At 71.4% G+C, this 26,725-nt stretch carries 20 protein-coding genes and 1 pseudogene; 11 read left to right on the top strand and 10 right to left on the bottom strand.

Annotated features, from left to right (window positions below; genetic code table 11):
• Nucleotides 1-128: 128 nt before the first annotated feature.
• Together GLX30_RS06225 and GLX30_RS06230 are read right to left on the bottom strand one after the other, a co-directional pair.
• The gene (locus GLX30_RS06225; protein ID WP_159684544.1) at nucleotides 129-2,084 is read right to left on the bottom strand and encodes a SulP family inorganic anion transporter; all 1,956 of its coding nucleotides are present in this window, start codon (nucleotides 2,082-2,084) and stop codon (nucleotides 129-131) included.
• 54 nt (nucleotides 2,085-2,138) lie between these two features.
• The gene (locus GLX30_RS06230) at nucleotides 2,139-2,753 is read right to left on the bottom strand and encodes a carbonic anhydrase (RefSeq protein WP_159684547.1); all 615 of its coding nucleotides are present in this window, start codon (nucleotides 2,751-2,753) and stop codon (nucleotides 2,139-2,141) included.
• Between the two features lie 341 nt (nucleotides 2,754-3,094).
• Between GLX30_RS06230 and GLX30_RS06235 the strand changes: the two genes are divergently transcribed.
• Nucleotides 3,095-3,979 (top strand): response regulator transcription factor, encoded by an 885-nt coding sequence (locus tag GLX30_RS06235; protein WP_159684550.1) that lies wholly within the window; start codon nucleotides 3,095-3,097, stop codon nucleotides 3,977-3,979.
• The gene (locus tag GLX30_RS06240) at nucleotides 3,976-5,613 is read left to right on the top strand and encodes a HAMP domain-containing sensor histidine kinase (protein ID WP_159684552.1); all 1,638 of its coding nucleotides are present in this window, start codon (nucleotides 3,976-3,978) and stop codon (nucleotides 5,611-5,613) included. The genes GLX30_RS06235 and GLX30_RS06240 overlap by 4 nt, the downstream gene beginning before the upstream one ends.
• 250 nt (nucleotides 5,614-5,863) lie before the next feature.
• On the opposite strand, the gene GLX30_RS06245 is transcribed toward GLX30_RS06240, so the two are convergent.
• Both GLX30_RS06245 and GLX30_RS06250 read right to left on the bottom strand, forming a co-directional pair.
• The gene (locus GLX30_RS06245) at nucleotides 5,864-6,550 is read right to left on the bottom strand and encodes an HAD-IA family hydrolase (RefSeq protein WP_208545374.1); all 687 of its coding nucleotides are present in this window, start codon (nucleotides 6,548-6,550) and stop codon (nucleotides 5,864-5,866) included.
• 55 nt (nucleotides 6,551-6,605) lie between these two features.
• Nucleotides 6,606-7,175: an adenylosuccinate lyase gene (locus tag GLX30_RS06250; protein WP_159684555.1), complete on the bottom strand. Its 570-nt coding sequence runs from the start codon at nucleotides 7,173-7,175 to the stop codon at nucleotides 6,606-6,608.
• 338 nt (nucleotides 7,176-7,513) lie between these two features.
• On the opposite strand from GLX30_RS06250, the gene GLX30_RS06255 reads away from it, so the two are divergent.
• The 9 genes and pseudogenes from GLX30_RS06255 (at nucleotide 7,514) to pssA (ending at nucleotide 18,456) form a co-directional block, all read left to right on the top strand.
• Nucleotides 7,514-9,295: a 3-hydroxyacyl-CoA dehydrogenase gene (locus GLX30_RS06255; protein WP_159684557.1), complete on the top strand. Its 1,782-nt coding sequence runs from the start codon at nucleotides 7,514-7,516 to the stop codon at nucleotides 9,293-9,295.
• Nucleotides 9,296-9,398: 103 nt separating this feature from the next.
• Nucleotides 9,399-10,262 carry a TetR family transcriptional regulator gene (locus GLX30_RS06260; protein WP_208545375.1) on the top strand — a complete coding sequence of 288 codons (864 nt, stop codon included), beginning with the start codon at nucleotides 9,399-9,401 and terminating at the stop codon, nucleotides 10,260-10,262.
• A gap of 461 nt (nucleotides 10,263-10,723) precedes the next feature.
• On the top strand, nucleotides 10,724-12,061 hold the full coding sequence (gene ccrA, locus GLX30_RS06265) for a crotonyl-CoA carboxylase/reductase (protein ID WP_159684563.1): 1,338 nt from the start codon (nucleotides 10,724-10,726) through the stop codon (nucleotides 12,059-12,061).
• Nucleotides 12,062-12,077: 16 nt separating this feature from the next.
• Nucleotides 12,078-14,090: a protein meaA gene (locus GLX30_RS06270; RefSeq protein ID WP_159684566.1), complete on the top strand. Its 2,013-nt coding sequence runs from the start codon at nucleotides 12,078-12,080 to the stop codon at nucleotides 14,088-14,090.
• The gene (locus GLX30_RS06275) at nucleotides 14,087-15,061 is read left to right on the top strand and encodes a CoA ester lyase (RefSeq protein WP_159684569.1); all 975 of its coding nucleotides are present in this window, start codon (nucleotides 14,087-14,089) and stop codon (nucleotides 15,059-15,061) included. Before GLX30_RS06270 ends, GLX30_RS06275 begins: the two co-directional genes overlap by 4 nt.
• Nucleotides 15,062-15,066: 5 nt before the next feature.
• Nucleotides 15,067-15,579 carry a MaoC family dehydratase gene (locus tag GLX30_RS06280; RefSeq protein ID WP_159684572.1) on the top strand — a complete coding sequence of 171 codons (513 nt, stop codon included), beginning with the start codon at nucleotides 15,067-15,069 and terminating at the stop codon, nucleotides 15,577-15,579.
• Between the two features lie 2 nt (nucleotides 15,580-15,581).
• The gene (locus GLX30_RS06285) at nucleotides 15,582-16,787 is read left to right on the top strand and encodes an acyl-CoA dehydrogenase family protein (RefSeq protein ID WP_005309527.1); all 1,206 of its coding nucleotides are present in this window, start codon (nucleotides 15,582-15,584) and stop codon (nucleotides 16,785-16,787) included.
• Nucleotides 16,788-16,956: 169 nt separating this feature from the next.
• A pseudogene (locus GLX30_RS06290) lies at nucleotides 16,957-17,612 on the top strand (phosphatidylserine decarboxylase).
• Nucleotides 17,599-18,456, top strand: a complete 858-nt coding sequence (gene pssA / locus GLX30_RS06295; protein ID WP_159684574.1) for a CDP-diacylglycerol--serine O-phosphatidyltransferase — start codon at nucleotides 17,599-17,601, stop codon at nucleotides 18,454-18,456. The pseudogene GLX30_RS06290 and the gene pssA overlap by 14 nt, the downstream one beginning before the upstream one ends.
• An 885-nt stretch (nucleotides 18,457-19,341) precedes the next feature.
• On the opposite strand, the gene GLX30_RS06300 is transcribed toward pssA, so the two are convergent.
• The 6 genes from GLX30_RS06300 to GLX30_RS06325 all read right to left on the bottom strand — a co-directional run bounded on the left by GLX30_RS06300 (nucleotide 19,342) and on the right by GLX30_RS06325 (nucleotide 26,657).
• Nucleotides 19,342-20,601, bottom strand: a complete 1,260-nt coding sequence (locus GLX30_RS06300; RefSeq protein ID WP_159684577.1) for an ABC transporter substrate-binding protein — start codon at nucleotides 20,599-20,601, stop codon at nucleotides 19,342-19,344.
• On the bottom strand, nucleotides 20,598-21,671 hold the full coding sequence (locus GLX30_RS06305; protein ID WP_159694892.1) for a branched-chain amino acid ABC transporter permease: 1,074 nt from the start codon (nucleotides 21,669-21,671) through the stop codon (nucleotides 20,598-20,600). The genes GLX30_RS06300 and GLX30_RS06305 overlap by 4 nt, the downstream gene beginning before the upstream one ends.
• Before the next feature lie 211 nt (nucleotides 21,672-21,882).
• Nucleotides 21,883-22,773: a branched-chain amino acid ABC transporter permease gene (locus tag GLX30_RS06310; protein WP_005309543.1), complete on the bottom strand. Its 891-nt coding sequence runs from the start codon at nucleotides 22,771-22,773 to the stop codon at nucleotides 21,883-21,885.
• The gene (locus GLX30_RS06315) at nucleotides 22,770-23,564 is read right to left on the bottom strand and encodes an ABC transporter ATP-binding protein (protein ID WP_159684580.1); all 795 of its coding nucleotides are present in this window, start codon (nucleotides 23,562-23,564) and stop codon (nucleotides 22,770-22,772) included. The genes GLX30_RS06310 and GLX30_RS06315 overlap by 4 nt, the downstream gene beginning before the upstream one ends.
• Nucleotides 23,561-24,361 (bottom strand): ABC transporter ATP-binding protein, encoded by an 801-nt coding sequence (locus GLX30_RS06320; protein ID WP_159684583.1) that lies wholly within the window; start codon nucleotides 24,359-24,361, stop codon nucleotides 23,561-23,563. Before GLX30_RS06320 ends, GLX30_RS06315 begins: the two co-directional genes overlap by 4 nt.
• A gap of 1,162 nt (nucleotides 24,362-25,523) precedes the next feature.
• Complete coding sequence (locus tag GLX30_RS06325; protein ID WP_159684586.1) at nucleotides 25,524-26,657, bottom strand: glycerate kinase; 1,134 nt, start codon at nucleotides 26,655-26,657, stop codon at nucleotides 25,524-25,526.
• Between the last annotated feature and the right edge of the window lie 68 nt (nucleotides 26,658-26,725).

Below are 26,725 nucleotides of genomic sequence, written 5' to 3' on the forward strand. Positions count from 1 at the left end.
GCTCACCAAGGACACCCGCCCACACCCCGGGCCGGTCCCCGCCGGCACCCACCACACCCACGGCACCCTCCTGCGGGCGCGATGCGTGCGGTGACCTGCCGACGGTTCGTCCCCGACGGTCGAACGGGTCAGCCGAGGCCGTCGAAGACGTCGTGCGGCCCGGGAGCCCGTGCGTCGTGACGGCCGTCGCCGGCGGGGTTCGACCACGTCGGCTCATGGTCGTGCGAATCTTGGAGCGGGCCGGCCTCACGGCGGGCGGTCCCACCCACGTACGCCTGCTCCCACTCACCGACGTCGAACTCCTCCGTCGTGGCCGTACCGGTGAACTCCCGTCCGGTTGCGAAGGGTTCGAAGTCGGGACTGCCCGGCGTGGCCATCCGGCCCGGAGCGGACCGCGCCGTGCGGTACGGGAGGTCAGGCAGCTCCTCCCCCGCCGCCCCGGGCACGCCGTTGCCGGGCGGCGGCCCACCGGGCTGCACCGTGGGAGCACCGCTCGGGCCGCCCGGGAGCAGCAGTTCCACCCGGACCGTTCCGCTCCTGCGCTGCTGGGCGACGAACTCGTCGATCTGCGTGCGGCAGGCGTGGTCGAGGTGGGTCATGGCCGTGAGGTCGAGACGGATCCTGGGGCTGCCGGCCGCGGCGACGGCGTCGAGCGCGTCGAGCAGTTGCGGAAGCCTGATGAAGGTGGCGCTGCCGGTCATCGTGAGTTTCGCCGTGTCCCCGTCGGTGCTGTGCCGCACGGTGGTCCGGGACATGCGGAGCACGGCGAGCACGACACCCGAGGCCAGACCGATGAGAACGCCTTCCAGCAGGGCCGTACCGAAGATGGCGAAGGTGGTGACCACCATGACGACCGCCTCTCCCTTGTCCTGCTTCCACAGCCGCGGGAACTGTTCCGGCGCGAGGAGCTTCCAGCCGCTGTGCACCAGCACCCCGGCCAGCACCGTGATGGGGATCAGGGCGAGGAGGCCGGGAAGCAGCAGGGCGAAGCCCAGCAGCCACAGACCGTGCAGCGTGCGGGAGAGCCGTGTTTTCGCCCCCGCCTGGACGTTGGCCGAACTGCGCGCGACCACGGCCGTCATGGGCAGCGCGCCCAGGGAGCCGCACACCGTGTTGCCGACGCCCTGGGAGAGCAGTTCGCTGTTGTAGCGGGTGCGGGGGCCGGTGTGCATACGGTCCACGGCGGCGGCGGTGAACAGGCTCTCCGCCGAGGCGATCACCGTGAACGTGAGCACGGTGGCCAGCACGGCCGGGTCGGCCAGCGAGGCGAACTCGGCGGCGCCTGGAAGGTGCACGGAGGCCGTCAGATCGCCCACTCGGAGGGTGTCGATCCGCACTCCCGGCAGCGCGGCCACCGCCATCCCCACGGCGACCGCGACCAGCGGGGCCGGCACCTTCGCCACGGGGCCGGGCACCTTCTTCCAGAGGAAGCACAGCGCCACGGTCGCGAGTCCGAGCACCGTGGCGATCAGCGCGTCGGTGGTGCTCAGGGCCGTGGTGACCAGGCCGGGCAGGCCGAGCGCGTTCTCCACGGGGGTGCCCGGGGCCTTGCTGTCGGCCAGCACATAGGACTGACTGATCATGAGGGGCAGGCCGATGCCCGCGAGCATGCCTTGGACGACGGCGACGGAGATCGCCTGGAACATCCGGCCGAGCTTGATGAGCGCGAGGGCGATCTGGAGGACTCCCGTCGCCAGCACGATGACGCCGAGGGTCGCCGCTCCGTGCGCGGCGATGGCCTCCGCGACCAGCGCGGCGAGTCCTGCCGCGGGTCCGCTCACCTGGAGGGTGCTGCCGCGCATCAGGCCGACGAGCAGCCCGCCGACCACACCGGAGATGATGCCGAGTTCGGCAGGCGCGCCGGAGGCGACAGCCACTCCGATGCACAGGGGCAGGGCGACGAGGAAGACGACGAACGACGCCACGATCTCGGTGACGAGCGAGGCCCCGCGCAGTTCATCGGCGAGGGTGGGGCGTCGGTCCGCGGGGCGGCCGGCCGGGCGGTGCCCTTCAGCGGGGCGGGTGGCGAAGGTCCTGTTCGGGGGGCGTGCGTGACGGGCACGTTTTCGGGTGGGGGAAGTCATGAAGGAAGTCCTTTGGGGGGAGCCGTTCGGTGCGACGGGGCCGAGCGGCGAACGTCAGCGGGCCTCGAACGTCCCGTCGTCCCCGAGCTCCAGCAGCGCTCCGGTCTCGACGCGGTAGTACCAGCCGTGCAGGCGGAGTTCGCCCGCGTTCATGAGCCGGCGGGCCATCGGGTAGGAGCCGAGCACCGCGAGCTGGTGCACGATGTTGCGCTGCACGATCCGCTCGAGCCGCGCGTCCTTGCCGGGGCGCGTGCCGAGGTACGGGGTGAGGTACGGGGTGAGCGCGGGCCGCACCAGTGAGAGCCACGCCTCGACGCCCGGGAGCCCGGACAGGTCGCTGCCCGAGGCCAGGGCGTCCATCGCCCCGCAGTGGGAGTGGCCGCACACCACCACGTCCCGCACGCCGAGCACCTCGAGCGCGTACTCGATGGTGGCGGCCTCGCCGGAGGGGGCGCCCGAGCCGGGCGGGGGCACGATGTTGCCGGCGTTGCGCAGTTCGAACATCTCGCCGGGTCCGGCGCCGGTGATGAGCGCGGGGACGACGCGGGAGTCCGAGCAGCTGATGACCATCGCGTCGGGCGACTGGCCGGCCGCGAGGGCGCGAAGGGTGTCGGCGTCCCTGCCCGGATTCCGGTGGAAGGAACGCGCATGGTCGAGAAGAGCCTGCATGGTTGCCTCCTGGGGCGTTCGCAGCGGCGCTCGCCCCGGGGGGCGGCGCCTGCGGACTGTGGCAACGACCGTAGGGACGCGGTCGTCAGAGCCAGGCCAGCAGCACGTCAAGGTGCGCCCATGATCCGGCCAGTTCTCTGCGACGGCGGGGTGTGTACGAAGAACAGGCCCCGGAACGCGGGTCGTCGGGCGTGGGATGAGTCACGATCTTCCCGGCAACCTCCTGTTGTACCGTGCAGATGCCGAACTCGCCCTGCGTACAAGGCACTTGAGGCGCGCGCAGGTCGCGCGCCGGCAGGGCTCCGACGTGTCGCCGAGAACGGACGGACGGGAAGACGACCATGCGGGTGTTGCTCATCGAGGACGACGACACCATCGCCGAGCCCCTGGCCGAAGGACTGGCGCGCTACGGGCTGGCGGTGGAACGGTTCGCCACCGGCGCAGAGGCGCTCGGCGCGTCCTACGGGGACATCGTGCTGCTGGATCTCGGCCTGCCCGACATCGACGGGATCGACGTCTGCCGGCGCATCCGTCAGGTCTCCGACGTGCCCATCATCATGCTCACGGCGCGGGGCGGGGAGGCCGACCGGATCGTGGGTCTGGAGATCGGGGCCGACGACTACCTGGCGAAACCTTTCAGCATTCGTGAGCTGATCGCACGGGTCCGTGCGGTCACCCGGCGCACGGCCGTTGCCGCCCACGGCTTCACGGGTCCGCCGGGACCGGCCCGCCCGGCGACGGTGACCGCCCTGCCCGAGCCTTCCACCGGGGCCCCGGGCACGGACCCGGCGGCCGGCGCCCGCGGCGGGCGGCCCTCCGGGGGCGCGGAGGCCGCCCGGTCCGGAGGGCTCGTCGTCGACCGGCGTACCCGCCAGGTCCGGCTGGGCACCGGACAAGTGGCGCTCACGCCGAAGGAGTTCGACCTGCTGGCACTGCTGGCGGAAGACCCCGGAGCCGTCTACACCCGCCGGCAGATCATCGACCAGGTGTGGGACCCGCACTTCCACGGCCCGACCAGGACGCTGGACGTGCATGTGGCGACCCTGCGGCGCAAGCTCGGTGACGCCCGCTGGATCGAGACCGTGCGGGGTGTGGGCTTCCGGCTGACCGACCGCGTCTCCCATCCCGGCCCGGCCGGCGCCGGCGGCCGAGGGCCGGTGGCCGACCGGGTCCGGCCGGTCCTCGACCGCGTGCCGCCGGCCCCTGGCCGGGTGCCGCCGCCGTGACCCGCCGCCTGCGGCTGAGTTACCTCACCCTCGTCGTGCTGGTACTGCTCAGCCTCGAGGTACCGCTGGGCATCGTCTACGGCGGCGCGGAACGACAGCGGGTGGTGCGGGCCGCGGAGGACGAGGCCGAGGCCCTCGCCGCGTACGCCCGGCTCTCCCTGCGTTCCGACCAGACGGCGGCACTCGCCCGGCGGGTGCTCCACTGTGCCGAGCGGATCGACGGAGAGGTGTTCGTCCTCGACCGCGACGGCAGGGTCCGCGCGGCATCCCGCCCGATGAGCGACCGCGAGGCCCGGGACATGCTGGACCGCAGGCACGTGCGCGCCGCGATGGGCGGGCGGGCCGCCACCGACGTGCGGACCGGCGGCTACGGCCGGGTGGAGGTGCTGGCCGCGGCCGCCCCGGTGACTGCCGGAGCCTCTCGCTCCGGTGCCGTGCACCTGACGCTGCCCACGAAGGTGGTCTCCCAGCGCGTGCACCGCGTCTGGCTGACGCTCGCCGTCGCGGGACTGCTCGTGCTGACGGCCTTCGCCGGGCTGGGCCTCGCCGTGGCGCGCTGGACCGGCCGCCCCATCATGGAGCTGGAGGCCGTCACCGCCCGGCTGGCCCGCGGCGACCTCTCCGTCCGCGCGACGCTGGCGACGGCCACGGGCCCGCCCGAGGTCCGCCGGCTGGCCGGCACCTTCAACGACACCGCCGCGCGCCTCGAGCATGTGATGCGGTCGCAGCGGGCGTTCGCGGGCGAGGCGTCCCACCAGCTCAAGACACCGCTCGCCGCACTGCGGCTGAGACTGGACAACCTGGAGCCCGGCATCGCTCCCGGCTCCCGCGCCAATCTGACCGCCGCGATGACGGAGACCGAACGGCTGGCCCGGATGGTCGAGACGCTGCTCGCCATGGCCCGGCTCGAGGAGCACGCGACCGCCCGCGAGCCGGTGGACCTCGACCGCTGCGCCCGTGAACGGGCCGCCACCTGGGGCCCGCTGTTCGCCTCTCGCGGATGCCGCCTGACCCTCGGCGGCGAGCGCGTGGGCCATGCGCTCGCCGTACCGGGCGCGGTGGAACAGATCCTGGACAACCTGCTCTCCAACGCCCTGCGGGTCTCCGGGCCGGGCGACGAGGTCCGTCTCGAGACCCGCCCGGTCCGCGCTTCCCGCCGCGCGTCGCGCGAAACGGGCTGCTCTTGGGCCGAGTTGCACGTGGTCGACCAAGGCCCGGGCCTGCCGCCCGAGCAACGCGCCCGCGCCTTCGACCGGTTCTGGCGCGCCCCCGGCGCTGCCGCCGGCGGCAGCGGCCTCGGCCTCGCCCTGGTGCAGCGGCTCGCCGTCGCCGGCGGCGGGCGGGCCACGCTGGAGGAGGCCCCGTACGGCGGTCTGGACGCGGTGGTCCGCCTTCCCGCGGTGCCGCCCCGGCCGTCCGCACCGCCGCCGCGCCCGGTGGACGGCCCCCGCACACCCTGGAAACCGCGCCGCATGGCGGACGCGGCCCGCGCCCGCCTGCGCCCCGGCGGCGCCCGCCTCCGCCGGCCCGGGGCACCCCCTGCCGCCCCGGGTCCCACCGACGACTTCCCGGAGCACCCCGCACCGCCGCGGACCACGGGCAGGGCCGGGCCCTCTCCACGGACGTGCGCGTGACGAAGGCGGGAGCCGCGAGGGCGGCACACGCGGGGCGCCGCAAGCGCAGCGGGGGTGTCTCCCCCATCGCTCCGACGACCGCACCCACGGTCGGCCTGCCCGGCGTCGCACTCCCCCCGTTTCTGCCCTGCGCGGCAGCGGGCAGTCTCGTGCGAGGGCCACGCCAGTCCGGTCGCGGTCGCATCGGACGTGGTCAAAAGCAAGGACACGCCTGCGGACCGTGGCGATGCCGGCCCGGTCCCGGAGCGCCTCATTCCACTGCGGCTGATCCTTCCAGCCGTTGACTGCGGGTGACGGACATGAACGCGAGGATGTCGCGGACCGCTTCGCGCAGGGTGCCGAAGTGGCGGTGCACGCCGTCCACCGCCGCGGGGGCGTTGACCCCCCGCACCGTCATTCCGGCACTCAGTCCGGACCGCACGCCGGTTGGGGCGTCCTCGATGACCAGACAGTCCGCCGGTTCGGCGCCGAGTCGCGCGGCGGCCCGTAGATACGGCACGGGCGACGGCTTGCCCTCGTCCACGGCGGCCGCGTCCACGAGGACCTCCGGGACCGGCAAGCCGGTCCGGGCGAAGCGGCCGCGTACACGGTGCTCGTAGTTCGAGGTCACCAAGGCCCAGCTCCCTGGCCGCAGCGCACCGAGCAGTTCCAAGGCCCCGTCGAAGGCCGCGTACGTGCCGGACCGGACGTCCTCGTCCTCCAACTCGTGCAGTGCGGCCAGGCATGCTCGAGGGTCCTCGCCCGGAGCGACCTGCGCGAAGGTCTCCGACGGCCGCGTCCGCAACGCCACCCGGTAGACCTCATCGGCGTCCAGTCCGTACCGCTCTGCCCAGGTCCGCCAGACACGGCGCTGATTCTCCACGGCATCGATCAATGTGCCGTCGACATCGAACAGGACGTACTTCATGGCGCCGGGACGCACGGCTTCGCTGATCACACGGCGATCATGCCAGCAGGCTCCGAACAGTCGGTCTGCGGACCGGCCTGGCTCCTCACACCTCCAGCCTGGCCAGTGCCGCCGCCGCGGCGGCCGTCAGGCGGGGGTGGGGCAGGGCCGCGCGGACGATCTCGGCCGCGCGTTCGTCGCCGAGCGCACCGAGGCCCTCCACACAGGCCAGGGCCACGCGCCAGTGAGGGTCCCCCGCGGTCAGTCTGCGACGCAGGACCGTCATCAGGGCCGGCGCTGATTCGGGGGCGCGCAGCCTCGTCAGCAGGCGGACCGGCAACAGGGCGTAGGCGACGCGGAGTTCGTTGGTGGCAAGTGCCGCCGCCGCGCGGGGGGTTCTGGGGTCGCCCAGCAGGAACAGCGCGTGGGCCGCGGAGACGCAGCGCTCCGGGTCGCGGTGGTTGAGGAGCAGGACCAGGGACTCGAAGGCGCGGCGGTCACCGGCGCAGCCGAGGCGGAACGCGGCGAGTTCGCGGGCCCACAGGGGGCGTTCACGTTCGGTGAGGACCGCGGCGAGTTCGTCATGGTCGGCGGTGGCCAGCAGGCGCTCGTACACCGGCCCGCCGCGCGCCTCGTTTCGTAGCCGGCTTGCGAGCGACCGTAACTCCTCGTCCATGGGAGCAGGGTATCGAGGGGGCGGAGGCGCGATCCAGATCACATCACTTCAGGGCTGGCGCGCTCGTTACCCGCGAGTTAACCTCAGGTGAGCGGGTAACCCCCGCGCTTTCGGCGGCCTGGTGACGCAGCCGCCGAGAGGTTGTCGGTTCGGCTTTTCGAAGCCCGCAGTACGACGTGGCCCGGGACAGGCCCGTCGGTTCAGCACCACGACCGCGTTCTCCGCGCGCCGCACACCCTTCGGTGTCCGGCCTGTGCGCATTCGGCGCTCCTCGGCGTTTCTTCCGTTCCGCCCCGCGCGCTCCTCATTCAGTCGTCACTCATCCCTGGAGTCCCGTGATGGACACCCCTCTCCACACCATTGCCGTCGTCGGCCTCGGCACCATGGGCACCGGCATCGCCGAGGTCCTCGCCCGCGCCGGCCGTGAGGTCATCGGCATCGACGTCAGCGACGCCGCGGCCCGCCGCGCCGTCCTCGCACTCGAGGCATCCACCGCCCGCGCCGTGGAGCGCGAGCGGATCACCGAGGAGGAGCGCCGCAACACCCTCGCCCGGTTCCGCACCTTCTCCGACCTTCAGGCCGCGGCGGAGGCCGACCTCGTCATCGAGGTGGTGCCCGAGTCGTACGAGACCAAGCTCCAGGTCCTGCGGGAGCTGGACGGCATCGTCCGGCCGCAGGCCATCATCGCCACCGGCACCAACGCCCTCTCCGTGACCCGGCTCGCCGCCGATTCCCAGCACCCTGAGCGTGTGCTCGGCCTGCACTTCTTCAACCCGGCGCCGGCGATGAAGCTCGTCGAGGTGGTCTCCTGCGTGCTCACCGCGCCGTCGGCCGTGGAGGCCGTCACCGCGCTCGCCAAGGAGCTCGGCAAGGAGCCGGTCGCGGTCGGCGACCGGCCCGGATTCGTGGCCGACGGCCTGCTGTTCGGCTACCTCAACCAGGCAGCGGCGATGTACGAGTCGCGGTACGCCTCCCGTGAGGACATCGACGCCGCGATGAAGCTCGGCTGCGGTCTGCCGATGGGGCCGCTCGCGCTGCTCGACATGATCGGCATCGACACCGCCCGTACCGTCCTGGACGCCATGTACGCGGAGTCGCACGACCGGCTGCATGCCCCGGCGCCCGTCCTGAAGCAGCTCAGCGAGGCGGGCCTGACCGGCCGCAAGGCCGGCCGCGGCTTCTACACGTACGCCGCGCCGGACACCGCCGAGGTGGTCGACGACGCGCTGACCCCCAAGCCGTCCGCGGAGGCGGCCGCCGGCCGCGAGGTCCGCTCGGTGGGCGTGGCCGGCTCGGGCACCATGGCGAGCGGTATCGCCGAGGTCTTCGCCAAGGCCGGTTACGACGTCGTCCTCGCCGCCCGCAGCCTGGAGAAGGCGGAGGTGGCCAAGGCCCGGATCGGCAAGTCGCTGGCCCGCTCGGTCTCCAAGGGCCGGATGACCGAGGAGGCCCGCGAGGCCACCCTCGCCCGCATCGCGCCCGCCGGTTCACTGGAGGCCTTCTCCGACGTCGATCTGGCGCTGGAGGCGGTGGCCGAGGACCTGGAGATCAAGCAGCAGCTGTTCGCCACCCTGGACAAGATCTGCAAGCCGGGCGCGGTGCTCGCCACCACGACCTCGTCGCTGCCGGTCGTGGCCTGCGCCCGCGCCACCTCGCGCCCCGAGGACGTCATCGGGATGCACTTCTTCAACCCGGCGCCGGCGATGAAGCTCGTCGAGGTGGTCCGTACGGTCCTCACCTCCGACGAGGTGCACGCCACCGTCCGCGAGGTCACCGCGAAGATCAAGAAGCACCCGGTGGACTGCGGTGACCGTGCCGGCTTCATCGTGAACGCGCTGCTCTTCCCGTACCTCAACAACGCGATCAAGATGGTCGAGGAGCACTACGCCACCCTCGACGACATCGACGCCGCGATGAAGCTCGGCGGCGGCTACCCGATGGGCCCGTTCGAGCTGCTCGACGTGGTCGGGCTCGATGTCTCGCTGGCGATCGAGAAGGTGCTGCACAGCGAGTTCCGCGACCCGGGTCTCGCCCCGGCGCCGCTGCTGGAGCACCTGGTGGCGGCGGGCTGCCTCGGCCGCAAGACGGGACGCGGCTTCCGCGAATATGCCCGGCGCTGAGTCCGACGCCGGATGGGGCGGGCTGCTCGGTCCGGGCGGCCCGTCCCCGGCTCCGGCCCCGTCCGACGCCGGCACCGCCCCGTGGGCGCATTCAGCTGCTCGAATGCAGTACGTTCAGATCATGCCCCAGCCCGCTGATCCTTCCCGCCGCACCGGCCGCACCGGCGCCCAGGCCGACGCTCCGGAGAGCGCCGCAGGCTCCCGCGCAGCCGCGCAACGTCTGAAGATGCGCCGTGAACTGGCGGCGGCGGCCATGGAGTTGTTCGCGACCAAGGGCTACGAGGCGACGACCGTCGACGAGATCGCCGCCACGGCGGGTGTGGCACGGCGGACCTTCTTCCGGCACTTCCGCTCCAAGGAAGAGGCGATCTTCCCGGACCACGACGACACGCTGGTGCGGGCCGAGGCGGTGCTGAACGCCGCGCCGCCCCACGAGCACCCGCTGGACACGGTCTGCCGCGGCATCAAAGAGGTCATGCGGATGTACGCGGCCTCTCCCGCGGTCTCCGTGGAGCGCTATCGCCTGACCCGCGAGGTGCCGACGCTGCGGGAGCGCGAGATCGCCTCGGTGGCCCGTTACGAGCGCCTGTTCACGCGCTATCTCCTGGGTCATTTCGACGAGCGTGACCACCACGACGGCAATGACGACCCGCTGCTGGCGGAGGTGGCCGCCTCGGCGGTCGTCACCGCGCACAACCACGTGCTGCGCCGCTGGCTGCGGGCCGGCGGCCAGGGCGACGTGGAGGCCCAGCTCGACCACGCCTTCGCCATCGTCCGCGACACGTTCGGTTCGGGCATAGGGGCCGGCCGCAAGAGCGGCACGGTCATGGGCGAGACCACGCCGGGGGCAGAGGAGCCCGCGGCCACGGCCCGCACGCACGGCGAGGTGCTGGTGGCCGTGGCCCGTACGGACGCGCCGCTGAGCGAGGTCATGCGGACGATCGAGCAAGCCCTCAAGAGCGGCTGACCAGCCTCAGATTTCACCCGTCCGGCGGTACCCCCCGTCGCGAGAGTCACCTCACAACCCCCTTACTCACACGGCTCACATACGCACACAACGTCACGGCCGCCCCCCTCGGGGCGGCCGTTCGCGCTGCTCAGGGCCCCATTCGATCGATCATCGCTCATATGTGTCCAGCGGATTGCATCTGAGAAAAATTCTTGGCACGCAGTGTCTTGTCACCTGGCACGGGGTGCCATACGTTGATGTTGTCCGGGCGGCCGGCGTGCAGAGACCATTCGTACGCCGGCTGTCCCCGCAACCATCGCGCTGCGCGCCCGGACGCCTGCGTCACAGGCACCTTCAGCGCACACCAGCGCCGCCACTGAGCACCACCCGCCGAACCGACGGCACACCTCCACAGCAGCAGCACCACCCGACGTACCCCTCAGCGTCCCCCTCAGACGCTCTTCGCCGGAGGCAACACCGTGAAGGAAATCCTGGACGCGATCCAGTCGACGGAGTCCACGTCCGCCGACTTCGCCGCTCTGACCATCCCCGAGTCCTACCGCGCGGTCACCGTGCACAAGGACGAGGTCGACATGTTCGAGGGCCTCTCCACGCGGGAGAAGGACCCCCGCAAGTCCCTCCACGTCGAGGACGTGCCGGTGCCGGAGCTCGGCCCCGGCGAGGCCCTGGTTGCGGTCATGGCCTCCTCGGTCAACTACAACTCCGTGTGGACCTCGATCTTCGAGCCGCTGTCGACCTTCGGGTTCCTGGAGCGCTACGGACGCCTGTCCGAGCTCACCAAGCGCCACGACCTGCCGTACCACGTCATCGGGTCCGACCTCGCGGGCGTCGTCCTGCGCACCGGCCCCGGCGTGAACGCCTGGAACCCCGGGGACGAGGTCGTCGCGCACTGCCTCTCCGTCGAGCTGGAGTCCTCCGACGGGCACAACGACACGATGCTCGACCCCGAGCAGCGCATCTGGGGCTTCGAGACCAACTTCGGCGGCCTGGCGGAGATCGCGCTCGTCAAGTCCAACCAGCTGATGCCGAAGCCCAAGCACCTCAGCTGGGAAGAGGCCGCTTCCCCGGGCCTGGTCAACTCCACCGCGTACCGCCAGCTCGTCTCCCGTAACGGCGCCGGCATGAAGCAGGGCGACAACGTCCTCATCTGGGGCGCCAGCGGCGGACTCGGCTCCTACGCCACCCAGTTCGCGCTGGCCGGCGGCGCCAACCCGATCTGTGTCGTCTCCAGCGACCAGAAGGCGGACATCTGCCGGAAGATGGGCGCCGAGGCGATCATCGACCGCAACGCCGAGGGCTACAAGTTCTGGAAGGACGAGCACACCCAGGACCCGAAGGAGTGGAAGCGCTTCGGCAAGCGCATCCGCGAACTCACCGGCGGCGAGGACATCGACATCGTCTTCGAGCACCCCGGCCGCGAGACCTTCGGCGCGAGCGTCTACGTCACCCGCAAGGGCGGCACCATCACCACCTGCGCCTCCACCTCGGGCTACATGCACGAGTACGACAACCGCTACCTGTGGATGTCGCTGAAGCGGATCATCGGCTCGCACTTCGCCAACTACCGCGAGGCGTGGGAGGCCAACCGCCTCATCGCCAAGGGCAAGATCCACCCGACGCTCTCGAAGGTCTACTCCCTCGAGGACACCGGCCAGGCCGCGTACGACGTGCACCGCAACCTCCACCAGGGCAAGGTCGGCGTCCTCGCCCTCGCCCCGCAGGAGGGTCTGGGCGTCAAGGACCCGGAGATGCGCGAGAAGCACCTCGACGCCATCAACCGCTTCCGGAACGTCTGAGGGGCCGGGTTCCCAGATGACAGAGCGCAAGAAGGACCGGCCCTGGCTCATGCGGACGTATGCCGGTCACTCGACCGCAGAGGCGTCCAACGAGCTGTACCGGCGCAACCTCGCCAAGGGCCAGACGGGTCTGTCGGTGGCCTTCGACCTGCCGACCCAGACCGGTTACGACCCCGACCACATCCTCGCCCGCGGCGAGGTCGGCCGGGTCGGCGTGCCGGTCTCCCATCTGGGCGACATGCGCCGGCTGTTCCAGGACATCCCCCTGGAGCAGATGAACACCTCGATGACCATCAACGCCACGGCCATGTGGCTGCTGGCGCTGTACCAGGTGGTCGCCGAGGAGCAGGGTGCGGACATCACCAGGCTCCAGGGCACGACCCAGAACGACATCGTCAAGGAGTACCTGTCGCGCGGGACGCACGTCTTCCCGCCCGGTCCTTCGCTGCGCCTGACCACCGACATGATCACCTACACGGTGGCCAACATCCCCAAGTGGAACCCGATCAACATCTGCAGCTACCACCTGCAGGAGGCCGGGGCCACTCCGGTGCAGGAGATCGCGTACGCGATGTCCACCGCGATCGCCGTGCTCGACGCGGTGCGCGACTCGGGCCAGGTGCCGGCCGAGAAGTTCGGTGACGTGGTCGCCCGTATCTCGTTCTTCGTGAACGCGGGCGTCCGCTTCGTCGAGGAGATGTGCAAGATGCGCGCGTTCGGGCGCATCTGGGACAAGGTAACCCGCGAGCGCTACGGCATCGAGAACGAGAAGCAGCGCCGCTTCCGCTACGGCGTCCAGGTCAACTCCCTCGGACTGACCGAGGCGCAGCCGGAGAACAACGTCCAGCGCATCGTGCTCGAGATGCTGGCCGTGACGCTCTCCAAGGACGCCCGGGCGCGCGCCGTGCAGCTGCCCGCGTGGAACGAGGCGCTGGGTCTGCCCCGGCCCTGGGACCAGCAGTGGTCGCTGCGCATCCAGCAGGTGCTGGCGCACGAGTCGGACCTGCTGGAGTACGAGGACATCTTCGACGGGTCGCACGTCATCGAGGCCAAGGTCGAGTCGCTCGTCGCGGAGTGCCTGGCGGAGATCGACCGGATCCAGGAGATGGGCGGCGCGATGGCGGCCGTCGAGTCCGGCTACCTCAAGTCGCAGCTGGTCTCCTCGCACGCCGAGCGGCGGGCACGGATCGAGGCGGGCGACGAGAAGATCGTCGGCGTCAACATCTACGAGACCACCGAGGAGAACCCGCTCACAGCGGACCTCGACACGGCGATCATGACGGTCGACCCGGCGAACGAGGCCCGGGTCGTGGCGAAGCTGCACGAGTGGCGCGCGGACCGCGACGAGTCCCGTGCTGCAGAGGCCCTCGCGGCGCTGAAGAAGGCCGCGGCGGGCACCGAGAACCTGATGGCGGCCACCGTCGAGTGTGCGCGTGCGGGCGTCACCACCGGCGAGTGGGCCTGGGCGCTGCGTGACGTCTTCGGCGAGTTCCGTGCGCCGACGGGCGTCAGCAGCGCCCCGGTGGCCGTCACCGCGGAGGCGGGCACCCCGCTCGCCGTCGTTCGCGAGAAGGTGGCGCGTACCGCGGAAGAGCTGGGCTCCGGCCGGCTGCGGCTGCTGGTCGGCAAGCCGGGCCTGGACGGGCACTCCAACGGCGCCGAGCAGATCGCCGTACGGGCCCGCGACGCCGGGTTCGAGGTGGTCTACCAGGGCATACGGCTCACGCCCGAGCAGATCGTCTCCGCCGCCCTCGCGGAGGACGTGCACTGCGTCGGCCTCTCCATCCTGTCCGGCTCGCACGCCGAGCTGGTGCCGGACGTGCTCGCACGGTTGCGCGAGGCGGGCGCGGCGGACATTCCGGTGATCGTCGGCGGGATCATCCCGAACGCCGACGGCGCCGCCCTGAAGGAGGCGGGCGTGGCCGCCGTCTTCACCCCGAAGGACTTCGGTATCACGGAGATCATCGGCCGTATCGTCGACGAGATCCGTAAAGCGAACAAGCTCGACCCTCTGGAGGTCCCCGCATGAGCACCCCTGTGCACCCGGTCAACCGTCTTCGTCCGCGCCGTTCCTGCCTGGCGGTGCCCGGCTCGAACCCGCGGTTCCTGGAGAAGGCCCAGGGTCTGCCCGCCGACCAGGTCTTCCTGGACCTGGAGGACGCCTGCGCGCCGCTCGCCAAGCCGGACGCGCGCCACACCATCGTGAAGTTCCTCAACGAGGGCGACTGGACCGGCAAGACGCGGGTCGTGCGGGTCAACGACTGGACCACGCACTGGACCTACCGTGACGTCGTCACGGTCGTCGAGGGCGCCGGCCAGAACCTCGACTGCATCATGCTGCCGAAGGTGCAGGACGCCCAGCAGGTCGTGGCGCTGGACCTGCTGCTCACCCAGATCGAGAAGACGATGGGCTTCGAGGTCGGCAAGATCGGCATCGAGGCGCAGATCGAGAACGCCCAGGGCCTCAACAACGTGAACGCGATCGCCCAGGCGTCGCCGCGCGTGGAGACGATCATCTTCGGCCCGGCCGACTTCATGGCCTCCATCAACATGAAGTCCCTGGTCGTCGGCGAGCAGCCCCCCGGTTACGACGCCGACGCGTACCACTACATCCTGATGAAGATCCTGATGGCGGCCCGCGCCAACAACCTCCAGGCGATCGACGGCCCCTACCTGCAGATTCGCAACATCGACGGCTACCGCGCCGTCGCGCAGCGCGCCGCCGCGCTCGGCTTCGACGGCAAGTGGGTGCTCCACCCGGGTCAGGTCGAGGCGTCCAACGAGATCTTCTCCCCGTCGCAGGAGGACTACGACCACGCGGAGCTGATCCTCGACGCGTACGACTACTACACGTCGGAAGCGGGCGGCAAGAAGGGCTCGGCGATGCTCGGCGACGAGATGATCGACGAGGCCAGCCGCAAGATGGCCCTCGTCGTCTCCGGCAAGGGGCGCGCGGCCGGCATGCAGCGCACCAGCAAGTTCGAGATCCCGGAGGCCTGAGCGACATGCAGTTCGGACGCACCTACGAGGAGTTCGAGGTCGGGGCCGTCTACAAGCACTGGCCCGGGAAGACGGTCACCGAGTACGACGACCACCTCTTCTGCCTCCTGACGATGAACCACCACCCCCTCCACATGGACGTCAACTATGCGGAGAACACGACGGACTTCGGCAAGAACGTCGTGGTGGGCAACTACATCTACTCGCTGCTGCTCGGCATGTCCGTGCCGGACGTCTCCGGCAAGGCCATCGCCAACCTGGAGATCGAGTCGCTGCGGCACGTGGCGCCGACCTTCCACGGCGACACGATCTACGGCGAGACCACCGTCCTCGACAAGACGCCCTCCAGGTCGAAGAACGACCGCGGGATCGTCTATGTGGAGACCAAGGGCTACAAGCAGGACGGCACCCTCGTCTGCGTCTTCCGGCGCAAGGTGATGGTCCCGACGGAGACGTACATCAAGGAGCGCGGCGGCGAGCAGCCCGGCCGGCCCGAGCTGAAGTCACAGGAGAAGTAGTCATGGCGCGACTCGCCCAGACCCACGGTCTGACCGATGTTCAGCAGGAGATCCTCGCCACCGTGCGGGACTTCGTCGACAAGGAGATCATCCCTGTCGCGACCGGGCTGGAGCACAAGGACGAGTACCCGACGCAGATCGTCGAGGGCCTGAAGGAGCTCGGCCTGTTCGGCCTGATGATCCCGGAGGAGTACGGCGGCCTGGGCGAGTCCCTTCTCACGTACGCGCTGTGCGTGGAAGAGATCGCCCGTGGCTGGATGTCCGTCTCCGGCATCATCAACACGCACTTCATCGTGGCGTACATGCTCAAGCAGCACGGCACTCAGGAGCAGAAGGACACCTTCCTGCCGCGCATGGCGCTGGGCGAGGTGCGGGGCGCGTTCTCGATGTCCGAGCCCGGCCTCGGCTCCGACGTGTCGGCCATCACGTCCAAGGGCGTCAAGGACGGCGACGAGTACGTCCTCAACGGCCAGAAGATGTGGCTGACGAACGGTGGCACGTCCACTCTGGTCGCCGTCCTGTGCCGGAGTGACGAAGGACACCCCGAAGGCACGGCCCCGCACAAGTCGATGACGACCTTCCTGGTCGAGAAGGAGCCCGGCTTCGGAGAGGTCCGCCCCGGCCTCACCATCCCCGGGAAGATCGACAAGATGGGTTACAAGGGCGTCGACACGACCGAGCTCATCATGGACGGACTGCGCATTCCGGCCAATCGGGTGCTCGGTGGGACCACCGGCCGAGGGTTTTACCAAATGATGGACGGCGTCGAGGTCGGGCGCGTGAATGTGGCGGCGCGTGGCTGCGGCGTCGCGCAGCGTGCCTTTGAGCTGGGCGTCTCCTACGCTCAGCAGCGCCACACCTTCGGCAAGCAGATCGCCCAGCACCAGGCGATCCAGTTCAAGCTGGCCGAGATGGCTACCAAGGTCGAGGCCGCTCATGCGATGATGGTCAACGCAGCTCGCAAAAAGGACTCCGGGGAACGAAACGACCTGGAGGCAGGGATGGCGAAGTACCTCGCCTCCGAGTACTGCAAGGAAGTCGTCGAGGACGCCTTCCGCATCCACGGCGGCTACGGCTTCTCCAAGGAGTACGAGATCGAGCGCCTCTACCGTGAGGCCCCGATGCTGCTGATCGGTGAGGGTACCGCCGAGATCCAGAAAATGATCATTGGTCGTCGGCTGCTCGAGGAGTACCGATTCCAGGGTTGATTGTCGCTTTTGAGTCGGTTACGGCCGGAAGATGATCACACCCTGTCATCATCTTCCGGCCGCCGACTCGGCTTCTGCCTTTCCCAGTTGCGGGTCGTAACCGATACGATCGCGGGAAAGCCGCCGTCCCCCGTTGCCAGCGCGGCATCATCCGCTACGAAGGTCATCCATGCCCCACAGCCAAACCTCTGCACCTCGCGACAGCCTCCTTGGCGTACGTATCGCTCGCGGAGCATCGCCGTGGCTTCTGCCGACCGTCGCCACCGCTGCACTCAGCCTGGCCCGTTCGCGCCGCTCCCGGCGTGCCGCGGCCATCGCCGTGCCCACCACCGCGCTCGCGGCGGGCATGCTGTGGTTCTTCCGCGACCCCGAGCGTGAGATCGCACACGGCCGGGTCATCTCGCCCGCCGACGGTGTGGTGCAGAGCATCATGCCGTGGAAGGACGGACGTACCCGCGTCGCGATCTTCATGAGCCCGCTCAACGTCCACGTCAACCGCGCGCCCCTCTCGGCACGGTGACGTCGGTCGAGCACATCCCGGGCGGCTTCGTCCCCGCGTTCAACAAGGAGAGCGAGAACAACGAGCGCGTTGTCTGGCACTTCGACACCGAGCTCGGTGACATCGAGATGGTGCAGATCGCCGGCGCGGTCGCGCGGCGGATCGTCCCGTACATCCCGCAGGGCACCAAGGTCGAGCAGGGCGACCGCATCGGTCTGATCCGCTTCGGATCGCGCGTTGACATCTACCTTCCGGAAGGTGTCGACGTCGCTGTCGAGGTCGGTCAGACCACGACTGCGGGGGTGACTCGAATTGACCGTGATTGATCCCGACACACAGGCCGCGAACTGGGTCGCCGAGGACGAGGACGACGCGGAGGAAATGCCGCTGTCCCTTCGGCTGTCGATAGCGGACACACTCACACTCGGTAACGCGACGTGCGGATTCATGGCGGTGTACTTCACCACCACCGGCATCCTCATCCCGCACCTCTCCGGCGACGAGTCGGGCATGGCCCGCAACAGCGCGGCCACGGCAGTGATACTGATGCTGTGCGCGGCTGTCTTCGACCTGTTCGACGGCCTCGTCGCCCGCAAGCTGCGGTCCTCGCCGATGGGTGCGGAGCTGGACAACCTCTCCGACCTGATCAGCTTCGGCCTGGCGCCCGCGTACTTCGTGCTCGTGTACGGCATGGTCGCGAGTGACGCGCATGAGCGGGTCGCGGCGGTGGGCGCGATCGTTGTGCTGTTGGCGGTGGTGCTACGGCTTGCCCGCTTCTCGTGCGTCACCGTGAAGGACGGCACGTTCCAGGGCATGCCCTCCCCGTTCGGTGCGCTCACGGTCGTCTCGATCGTGCTGCTCGAGCTGCCGTTCGAGGCGACACTGCTGGCGGTCGTCGGTACCGCGTGGCTGATGGTGAGCCGGGTCGAGTACCCGAAGCCGCGGGGCGTCCTCGCGGTGGCGGTGCTCTGCTGGATCGTGGCGGCCATGGGCATGCTGGCGGCGTGGGCCTTCGACGCGCCGGGCGGGCAGGTGCTGCTGCAGATGGGCTGCGCGCTCCAGATCGTGATGGCGGCGACGATTCCGCTGTTCGCGACGGCACGCCGGGTGAACACGTTCCGTGACAACCGACGCGAGAGCCGCGAGGCGCGGGCGGCGCAGCTGCCGTAGCGAGTCTCGTTCACATACGTCTGAGGGCCCGGATGCGAAAGCATCCGGGCCCTCAGACGTATGAGGCCGGCACGGGGGGCGTGTCGCCCCTGCGGGGCGGGCCCCGCACCGGCGTGTCGCCCTGGAGGCGGGTCCGTGCTGGTGGGGGACTGGCACGGGGGGCGCCTCGGGGCTGGCTCGGGGGCGCCCCTTGCGGGGCGTGGCTGCGCCGGTGGTGGGTGCCGGGTGTCGGGGCCTCCGGAGGGGGTGTCCGGAATGGCTGTCCTCACCGCGCTGCGCGCGAGTTGCGACGCTTTACTTCCGGACACCCCCCTCCTACGACCCCGCCCCCCTCACGCCGGTGGGGCCAACTCGGGCCGGTGGCCGTTTGCATGGGGGGCGACGGTCCGGCCTTGGGGCGGGGACAGCCCGGTGGGACGGCACGCTGCCGGTGTCCCGTCCGAGCGGGCAACTCGTGGTGCGGGCACCTGAGCCCGGACCGGTGCCCCCTGCCACGGGCGTGCGGCAGGTGCTTGTCGCGGCGCGAAGCTGCCGTCCTGGGGGTGTGGGGGCGTCAGCCCCACCAAACCTTCCCCCTGCCGGGGAGGGGCCGGGTGCGTCAGCCCCCTGGGGCCCGGGGCTTGCCCCTCACGCGGCGGAGCCGCACATCGATACAGCGGGAAGGGGCGGGGTGGGAAACGCCCCGCGCAGCGGCACGAGGCCGCCCGGCGCCAGGTCGCGGTCGGCGGCGTGGCGTCGCCGCCGGAGCGGTCGGGCCGGTTCCCGCGCCGGCAGAGCGCAAAGTCGCCGGTCCGCTCGGACGCCGCACATCGAGAGGCCCCCGCAGGCATGGCTCGGCCCCCGGGCGCATGCGCGCCCGGGGGCCGAGGGGCGGGAGCCCCGGGGTCAGCCGGCGGAGGGCTTGAAGGCCTTCGCCGCCTCCGACGCCGTGCCCGGCCGGACCACCTTCAGGCCCCCCGGCACGGACTTGTCGGGCTTCATGATGTAGCTCTCACGGGTCGACGGCGCCGCCGGGTCCGAGAGGTCGTGGGTGATGCCGAAGTCGCTCTTGTACGCGTTGAGCGTCAGCAGCGCCTTGTCGACGCCCTCCCGCGTCAGGTCCTTGTCGGCGCACGCCTTCTTCAGCGCCTCGCCGAAGACCGTCGCCGCCGTGTAGCCGGCGACCACACCGTTGTCGAGGCCGTCCTTCGGGTACTCGGCCGCGTACTCCTTGGCCAGCTTCGACGGGCCGGGCTCCGGCGCGCCGATCGGGAGCGTGGAGGAGGCGATGTAGAAGTCCTTGGTGAGCGCCGGACCCGCCGGCGTCGCCAGCAGCTGCGGCGCGAACGCGGAGTTGTTGCCGACGATCGGGACGTTGAAGCCGCCCGCCGCCGCCACACCGGCCAAGGACGCCGCCTGCCGCGGACCCGCGCTGAGCAGGATCGCCTTGACGCCCGCCTTCTTCAGGGCCGCGACCTGCGCCGACATGTCGTTGTCCGTCGGCTTGATCTTCTGCTCTACGACCGTCAGTCCCGCCTTCTGGGCCGCGTACTTGGAGCCGGCCAGCGCGTTCTCGCCGTAGTCGCCCTCGAAGAAGACGTGACCGATCTTGTCGCCCTTGGCGATGCGCTTCTCCGCGAGGAGGTAGTCGACGGCGTTGATCGTCTCGACGTCGTACGTGGCGCCGAGGACACGGACGTAGGGGCTGCCCAGCAGGTTCGCGGACCACGCCTGGGGCAGGACGAGCCCCTTGTCCTGGCCGTTGACGCGCTCCTTGACGGCCGCGACGAACGGTGAGCCGATGAACTGCGCGAAGCCGAGCACCTTCGGCTCCAGCTCGGTGTAGCCGGCGACGGCCTTCTGCGGGTCGTAGCCGTGGTCGCGGATCGTCAGCGTGATCTGCCGGTCGCAGATGCCGCCGGCTGCGTTGGTCTGCTTCGCCCACAGCTGCTGGGCCTGGGTGACGCTCTTGCCGAGGGAGGCGTAGACGCCCGTCATGTCGGTGAGGACACCGAGCGTGATCGCCTTGTCGGTGACCCCCTTGTCGGTCTTGACTCCCCCGGCGCCGTTGGTGTCACCGTCGCCGCTGGTGGCCTTGCTGCTGCAACCGGCCGTCACCGTCAGCGCGAGGACGGCGAGGACCGCCGCGTACGTTCTTGACTTCATTTCTTCTCCCGAGGGGACGGAACGAGGCGGGTGAGCCCGCCGGGCAGGAACAGCACGACCGCGACGACTGCCGCGCCGTACAGATAGCGGGAGGCCTCCCCGGGGGACACGCCGCCGGTGCCCGGTGCGGAGACCAGGGGCAGGGCGTCGCTCCAGCGGGTGAGGACCTGGGGGAGCAGCGAGACGAAGATCGCGCCGACGACGGCTCCCGCGACCGTGCCGAGACCGCCGATGACGATCATGGCCAGGTACTCGAGGGACAGGATCATGCCGAAGTACTCGGGCACGGTCCGCTGGAAGATCAGAGCCAGCAGGACGCCGGCGAGACCCGCGTACATCGAGGACAGGACGAAGACGGCGGCCCGGTAGCGGGCGACCGGTACGCCCATCACGCCGGCGGCGATGCGGTGGTCCCGCAAGGCGTTCATCGCCCTGCCAGGCCGGCCGCGGAGCACCCCGCGGGCGAAGAGGCCGCACACCAGGAGGGCGACGAGCGCGGCGTACCAGAGCTTCTCCATGGACTGGAAGGGGACGGCGGCGACGAGGAGCTCGCTGTCGTCGAACTCGAATCCGAAGATGGAGAGCGGAGGCACCGCGCGGCCGTTGAAACCGCCGGTCAGATCGCGGGCGTTGAACAGCACATGCTGGCCGACGAAGATCAGCGCGAGCGTGGCGATACCGAGGTACGCCCCGCGCAGCCGGCCGGCGATGGGGCTGAACACTCCGCCCGCCAGACCCGCGAGGAGCACCGCGAGCACGGCAGCCAGCCACGTCGGCAGGCCGAGACCGGCCAGCTCGTGACCGCTCTCCACGTCGTTGCCGCCGGCCAGGACGCAGTATCCGTACGCACCGATGGCCAGGAAGAAGGCGTGCCCCATGGAGAGCTGACCGGTCGCGCCGGTGAGCAGGTTGATACCGATGGCGCCGATCGCGGCGGCCATGGCGAACAGGCCTGCCTGGAGCCAGAAGCGGTCGAGATAGAAGGGGAGCGCGAGGAGCAGGAGCGACAGGGCGCACCAGACGTACGCGCGGGGGCGCCGCCATGGCGGCCCCTGCCGTACACCGGCCACCCGGCCGGGCCGGGCAGCCTCGGACGCCGGCTTCGCGGGCTCCGTACCGCCGGGCGGTACGGGTGCGGCATCGGCGGGCTTCGCCGGCGCGGCGGCCTCGCCGGCAGGGGCGGGGACGGACGGCTTCGCGGCCTCGCCCGAGGGGGCGGGGACGGACGGCGCCGCGGTCCCGACGTGCTCTGCGCGCTCCTCGGAGCCGGGGCGGTCGGTGTCAGACACGGGCGAGCTCCTTCGTGCCGAAGAGTCCGGCGGGCCGCGCCAACAGCACGAGCAGCATCACCAGATACGGGGCGAGATCCCCGATCCCCCCACCCAGGAACGTCAGTTCGCTCTGGTAGCCCGTCGCGAACGACTCCGTGACCCCGACGATCAGACCGCCCGCCAGCGCACCCGTGGTCGAGTCCAGCCCGCCGAGGATCGCGGCGGGGAACGCCTTGAGAGCGGCGAGGGAGGTGGCCCGTTCCAGGCCGGGCGTCGGGAAGACGGTCAGAAACAGCGCCGCGACCGCGGCGAGCGCGCCGGCGACCGCCCAGGCCGACATCGAGACCCGTCCGAGGCGTACGCCCATCAGCGCGGCCGTCTGCGGGTTCTCGGCCGCGGCCCGCATCGCCACACCCCAGGAGGTGTAACGGAAGGCGAGCAGGAACGCCGTGATGAGCAGCGCGGCGGCGACGAACGCCGCGATCCGCGTCTGCGCGATCGTGATCTCGCCGAGGTTCACGACCCGGTCGCCCCAGGGGTCGCCGAGCGCCATCACGTCCGTGCCGATCAGCCGGGTGAGCTCGGTCGTCAGGAGGATGTCCACACCGATCGTGACGATGGCGAGGACGCTGTGGTCGGAGCCGCGGTAACGGCGCATGACCAGGAAGTCGACGGCGGAACCGACGACCGCGGCACCCGCGATCCCGACGGCCAGCGCCGGCCAGAAGCCGAGGTCGTCGTGGAGGACCGCGGTGATGTAGCCGCCCGCGAGAAGCAGCGAGGCATGGGCGAAGTTGACCACCTCCGTCGCCTTGAAGATGACGACGAAGCCGAGGGCGATCAGGGCGTAGACGGAGCCGATGGACAGCCCGCCGAGGAGAAGTTCTGTGAACGTGGTCATGGCGTGGCCTCCGTACCGAGGTACGCCTGCACTACCGCCGGATCACCCTGTACCTGGGCGGGCGTGCCGCCCGCGATACGGCGTCCGAAGTCGAGCACGGTCACGGCGTCCGCGAGCCGCATCACCACCCCCATGTCATGTTCCACGAGCACGATCGATATGCCGAGGCTGTCGCGTACACCCGCGACGACCGCGGCGGTCTGCCGCCGTTCGTCGGCGGTCATGCCCGCGACGGGCTCGTCGAGGAGCAGGATCCGCGGCTCCATGCACAGGGCGCGGGCCAGTTCCACGAGCTTCTGCTTTCCGTAAGGGAGTTCACCGGCGGGCCGGTCGAGGTCGTCCGCGAGGCCGACGAACTCGGCGATCTCGGCTACACGTTCGCGGTGCCGGCGTTCCTCGCGGGCCGCCGACGGCAGCCGCAGTCCCGCCGCGACGAACCCGGTACGGGTCAGCCGGTGCCGGCCGAGCAGCAGGCTGTCGGCGACCGTGACGTGAGGCGGCAGCGCGATGTTCTGGAACGTCCGGGCCACGCCGAGGGCCGCGATGCGGTGCGGCGGGAGGCCGGTCAGCTCGTCGTCGCCGAAGCGGACACTGCCCTCCGTCGCCCTGTACACGCCCGAGAGGACGTTGAACGTGGTGGACTTGCCGGCCCCGTTCGGCCCGATGACGGCGTGCACACTGCCCGGCTCGACGGTGAAGGACACCCCGTCCAGTGCGGTGAGGCCGGCGAAGCGGACCGTCACCTCGTCGACGACGAGGGGTGCGACCGCCGTGGTCGTCGTCGCGCTCATGCGGACCACCTCCGCAGCGTCGGCGCCGCGTGCTGCGCCTGCACGGCGTCCTGTGCGGCGTCCTCGTCGACGACCCCGAGATAACGGCGCCGGACCTCGTCCGAGGCCGCCAGCTCGTCGGCCGGTCCCTCGAGCGCGACCTCGCCGACGTCCAGGACATAGGCCCGGGAAGCCAGTCGCAGGGCGATCGCGGCGTTCTGCTCGACGAGCATCACGGGCGTGCCGGCGGCGTTGATCTCCTTGATCGTCTCGGCGATCCGCGCCGCCATGAGCGGGGCGAGGCCCAGCGATGGCTCGTCGAGGAGCAACAGCCGGGGACGGGCCATCAGCGCCCGCCCCATCGCGAGCATCTGCTGTTCACCGCCGGACAGGAGACCGGCCTTCTGCTGGGCGCGGTCGGCCAGCACGGGGAACAGCTCGTGCACGCGGGCGAGCGCGGCGGCCGACTCCCGCCGGCCGCGCACTCCGAGCGTGCCGGCCCGCAGATTGTCCGCCACGGTCATCCGTGCGAAGACCTGGCGGCCCTCCGGCACCTGGACGACTCCGGCCGCCACGACCCGGGCGGCGCTGAGGCCGTCCAGCGGGCGGCCCTCGAAACTGATGCTTCCGGCGGTGACATGCCCACGCTGGAACGGCAGTGTGCGTGACACCGCTCGCAGCAGGGTGGACTTGCCGGCGCCGTTGCCGCCGAGCACGGCGACGACTGCACCCTCGGGCACCTCGACGGAGACGTCCCGCAACGCCCGCACGGGCCCGTACCCCACGGACAGCGCCCGCACCTCCAACGCGGCGGCCATACGCAACCCCTTGTCCGGCTCGCCAACGGTCGGCTCGCCTCTCGGGGGCCAACACCAGCACCGGGCGGTGTGCGGGGTCCACGGCTGTCACGGGACTCGCTGCGCCTGACCAGCGGCGGGACACCCACGTTGTGCACCGGCACAGCCGACACGCCGTGCCCGGGGCGTCGCGCTCCGCGGGGCGTGCGCCGCACATGGGCGGGGGGTGCGGCCCGACACGGGGCGGGTGCGCCCTGCGGGCGGGCCCGGGCACCGGGCTGGAGCGCCCTGCCGGCGTCCGGGACGGGGCGCTGCGGCCTGAAGGCCGGCCCGGCCAGGAGCGTGCCGCCCAGGGGGTGGGCCCGGACCGGGGGGTGCGCTTCTCGCAGGGCGTGGCCGGCGCGGGACGCTTCGGCCCGCGGGGCCGGCCCGGCCGGGGGTGTCGCCCATGCGGGGCGTGGCCCGGCAAGGCGGTCGCCTCGCGCTGAGGTGGCCGGCTGGGTTGCGTGTCGCCCCTGTGGGGCGGGGGCGCCGGCCCGGTGGGGGGGTGCCGCGGGTGACGGGGCCTCCGGAGGGGGGTGTCCGGAATGGCTGTCCTCACCGCGCTGCGCGCGAGTTGCGACGCTTTACTTCCGGACACCCCCCTCCTACGACCCCGCCCCCCTCACGTCCGGTACCGCCCGTACCGGCCGGTGGCCGCTCCAAGCTGGGACGGCCGTCCGGCTACTGGGCGGGAACAGCTCGGTGGGACCACACGTGGGGTGCCCGCCGGTGTCCGATCCGGGGCGGGCCCCTGAGCTCGGCCGTGTCCGTTCCCGTCGGGCGTGCTGCTGGGGCGGCCGGTGTCGCGGCGCGAAGCTGCCGTCCTAGGGGTGTGGGGCGGCGCCAGCCCCAACCAACTTCCCCTCGCCGGGGAGGGGCCGGCGCGTCCGCCCCCTGGGGCCCGGGGCTTGCCCCTCACGCGGCGGAGCCGCACATCGATACAGCGGGAGGGGCGGGGTGGGAAACGCCCCGCGCAGCGGCACGGCCGAGCCCGCGCACGGACAGTGGGGCGTCCCTCCAGAACTGATGCGCCCTCCCCGGGAGGGGCGTCCGCCCCTACGGGGCCCGGGGCGGAGCCCCGGTTCGGGAAAGGGCGGGGTGGGGAAACGTCCCGCGCAGCGGGACGCGCCCCCGGCGACGGTCAGGTCAGGAAGTCCCGCGCGATCGACTCCGCCACGCGTTCCAGGAGGGGGCCCGCCCCGGCCATGGACTTCGCCGGGTCCGGTTCGAGCGCCGACAAGGCGTACGCGCGGCGGATGCCCGCGTGGCCCAGGGCCTCCGGGGGGAGGGCCAGGCGGCCGCAGACCGCGACGACCTCGATGCCGCGAGCGCGGGCCGCCGCCGCGACGCCCGCCGGGGCCTTGCCGTGGAGGGTCTGCTCGTCGAGGGAGCCCTCGCCGGTGATGACGAGGGTCGCCCTCGCCAGCGCGGGGGCGAAACCGAGGACGTCGAGCATGACCTCGATGCCGGGCCGGAAACTCGCGCCGAGCGCGACGAGCGCGCCGTAGCCGATGCCGCCGGCCGCGCCCGCGCCGGGCGAGTCCGCGTGTTCGGGGCCGAGGACGGCGGCGTAGTGCGCGAGGGCCTCGTCGAGGAGGGCGACGTCGTCCGGCGTGGCGCCCTTCTGGGGCCCGTACACGGCGGGCGCGCCCTTCGGACCCGTCAGCGGGTTGTCGACGTCGCTGGCGAGGATCAGTTCGACGTCCTTGAGGCGGGCGTCGAGTCCGGACAGGTCGGCCGTCGCCAGTTCGCGCAGGCCTCCCCCGCCGGGCGGCACCGGCGCTCCGGACGCGTCGAGGAAGCGCGCGCCGAGCGCGGCGAGCATTCCGGCGCCGCCGTCGGTGGTGGCGCTGCCGCCGACGCCGAAGACGATTGTGCGCGCGCCCGCGTCGAGCGCGGCGCGCAGGAGTTCCCCGGAGCCGTACGTCGTGGCGGTCAGCGGCGCGAAGACACCGGCCGGCAGGTGCTGGAGGCCGGAGGCCTCGGCCATCTCGACCACCGCGGTGCCGTCCCGGAGGGCGTACGCCGCGGTCAGTGACTCGCCGCGCGGCCCCGTGACCTGCACCTCGCGGCGTTCGAAGCCCGCGGCGACCGCCGCCGCGACCGTGCCGTCGCCGCCGTCGGCGACGGGCAGGGCCTCGACCTCCAGCCCGGGCAGGACCCGCCGCAGGCCGGCCGTCACCCGCTCCGCGACCTCTACGGCCGTGAGCGAGCCCTTGAACTTGTCAGCCGCGACGAGCACTCGTGCGGGCTGAGTAACTGCTCCGTCCGTCACCTTGTATCCCTTGCTATCGAACAGGCAGTCGCGCCGCCCCGACCTTATCGGCAGCACCGGAGGGCATG

Source organism: Streptomyces sp. Tu 2975, assembly GCF_009832925.1.
GTDB lineage: Bacteria > Actinomycetota > Actinomycetes > Streptomycetales > Streptomycetaceae > Streptomyces.

Bases quoted from the DNA above. Each gene is read 5' to 3' on its own strand.
- GLX30_RS06260 (WP_208545375.1), top strand. From the start codon at position 9,399: ATGCAGTACGTTCAGATCATGCCCCAGCCCGCTGATCCTTCCCGCCGC.
- GLX30_RS06320 (WP_159684583.1), bottom strand. From the start codon at position 24,361: ATGGCCGCCGCGTTGGAGGTGCGGGCGCTGTCCGTGGGGTACGGGCCC.
- GLX30_RS06225 (WP_159684544.1), bottom strand. From the start codon at position 2,084: ATGACTTCCCCCACCCGAAAACGTGCCCGTCACGCACGCCCCCCGAAC.
- GLX30_RS06280 (WP_159684572.1), top strand. From the start codon at position 15,067: ATGCAGTTCGGACGCACCTACGAGGAGTTCGAGGTCGGGGCCGTCTAC.
- GLX30_RS06275 (WP_159684569.1), top strand. From the start codon at position 14,087: ATGAGCACCCCTGTGCACCCGGTCAACCGTCTTCGTCCGCGCCGTTCC.
- GLX30_RS06270 (WP_159684566.1), top strand. From the start codon at position 12,078: ATGACAGAGCGCAAGAAGGACCGGCCCTGGCTCATGCGGACGTATGCC.
- GLX30_RS06255 (WP_159684557.1), top strand. From the start codon at position 7,514: ATGGACACCCCTCTCCACACCATTGCCGTCGTCGGCCTCGGCACCATG.
- GLX30_RS06285 (WP_005309527.1), top strand. From the start codon at position 15,582: ATGGCGCGACTCGCCCAGACCCACGGTCTGACCGATGTTCAGCAGGAG.
- GLX30_RS06235 (WP_159684550.1), top strand. From the start codon at position 3,095: ATGCGGGTGTTGCTCATCGAGGACGACGACACCATCGCCGAGCCCCTG.
- GLX30_RS06315 (WP_159684580.1), bottom strand. From the start codon at position 23,564: ATGAGCGCGACGACGACCACGGCGGTCGCACCCCTCGTCGTCGACGAG.
- GLX30_RS06300 (WP_159684577.1), bottom strand. From the start codon at position 20,601: ATGAAGTCAAGAACGTACGCGGCGGTCCTCGCCGTCCTCGCGCTGACG.
- GLX30_RS06310 (WP_005309543.1), bottom strand. From the start codon at position 22,773: ATGACCACGTTCACAGAACTTCTCCTCGGCGGGCTGTCCATCGGCTCC.
- GLX30_RS06250 (WP_159684555.1), bottom strand. From the start codon at position 7,175: ATGGACGAGGAGTTACGGTCGCTCGCAAGCCGGCTACGAAACGAGGCG.
- GLX30_RS06230 (WP_159684547.1), bottom strand. From the start codon at position 2,753: ATGCAGGCTCTTCTCGACCATGCGCGTTCCTTCCACCGGAATCCGGGC.